The sequence below is a fragment of the Bradyrhizobium sp. genome (assembly GCF_016462955.1).
Taxonomy (GTDB): domain Bacteria; phylum Pseudomonadota; class Alphaproteobacteria; order Rhizobiales; family Xanthobacteraceae; genus Bradyrhizobium.
Genome location: NZ_JAEMSD010000096.1, coordinates 15,377 through 16,763, shown reverse-complemented (window position 1 = coordinate 16,763; position 1,387 = coordinate 15,377). Strand labels below are relative to the sequence as shown.

The window sequence follows — 1,387 nt, the reverse complement described above, 5'->3', positions numbered from 1 at the left end:
TTCTTGGGGTTGTCGGGCGTCAGCCCCGACAGCAGCGCGGCGGCATCGAGTCCGTCGCCGCCGACGCGGGCCCACAGGCCGGCGTTCTTGTCGACCGACAGGGACATGATGCCGGACATGATCTCGCGCACGCCGAAGGCGCGCACCATCGTCTCGTGGCCTTCCATGCCCAGCGTTTCCGTCACGCGCCTCGGCGCGAACAGTTCGACGACGCCAAGTCCGATGCTGAACCAGCCGAGCGCGCGCGCGAGCTGATCGGCCGGCTGCTTCAGGCTCGGGCCGGCCTCGACGATCTTCGGGTCGCCCTTGGTGCGAACGATGTTGGAGAAATGAAACATGGATCTGCTCCTTCAGGGCTTCAGCACGACCTTAACGCAGGACTCTCGCTTGTCGCGAAACGTCTGATACATCTCCGGTCCCTTTTCGAGCGGGACGGTGTGGGTGATGACAAAGGACGGGTCGATCTCGCCCTCTTCGATGCGGCGGAGCAGGTCGTCGGTCCAGCGGTTGACGTGGGTCTGGCCGGTGCGCATCGTCAGGCCCTTGTTCATGAAGGCGCCCATGGGCAGCATGTCGGACAGGCCGCTGTACACGCCCGGCACGGATATGATGCCGCCGGGACGGCAGACGTAAATCATCTCGCGCAGCACGTGCGGCCGGTCGCTCTCTGCCATCACCATCTGCTTGGCGCGGTCGAGCAGCGTGTCGGGCAGCGAGGCCATCACATGCGACTCCATCCCGACGCAGTCGATGCATTTTTCCGGGCCCTTGCCGTCGGTCAGCTCGTTGAGCCGCTCGACGACGCTCTCGGTTTCGAAATTGATCGTGGTGGCGCCGCCGGCTTCGGCCATGCTGAGCCGATCGGGCAGGCAGTCGATCGCGATCACCTGGTTGGCGCCGAGCAGGATCGCGCTGCGGATCGCCATCTGCCCGACCGGGCCGCAGCCCCAGATCGCGACCGTGTCGGTCGGCTCGATGTCGCATTGCGCGGCGGCCTGCCAGCCGGTGGGGAAGATGTCGCTGAGGAACAGCAATTGTTCGTCCGGGATGCCTGCGGGCACCTTGATGTGCGTCGCATCGGCAAACGGCACGCGCAAATATTCGGCCTGGCCGCCGGGATAGCCGCCGGTCAGATGCGTGTAGCCGAACAGGCCCGCGGTCGCGTGTCCGAACACCTTGTCGGCCAGATGGCGCTTGCGGTTGGTGGTCTCGCACACCGAGAAATTGCCGCGCTTGCACTGGTCGCATTCGCCGCAAATGATGGTGAAGGGCACGACGACGCGGTCGCCTTTCTTCAGCTTGCCGTTGACGCCGGAGCCGACCTCGACCACTTCGCCCATGGTCTCGTGGCCCATGATGTCACCGGGCAGCATGCCCGGGATGAAGT

The 1,387-nt window shown here is 65.3% G+C and carries 1 protein-coding gene and 1 pseudogene; both read right to left on the bottom strand.

Annotated features, from left to right (window positions below):
• Positions 1 to 338: pseudogene (locus tag JHD07_RS12985) on the bottom strand (hypothetical protein); the annotation flags it as partial.
• Positions 339 to 350: 12 nt separating this feature from the next.
• Positions 351 to 1,387 (bottom strand): zinc-dependent alcohol dehydrogenase (locus JHD07_RS12980; RefSeq protein WP_291622638.1); only part of this gene is annotated, 1,037 nt, incomplete at its 5' end.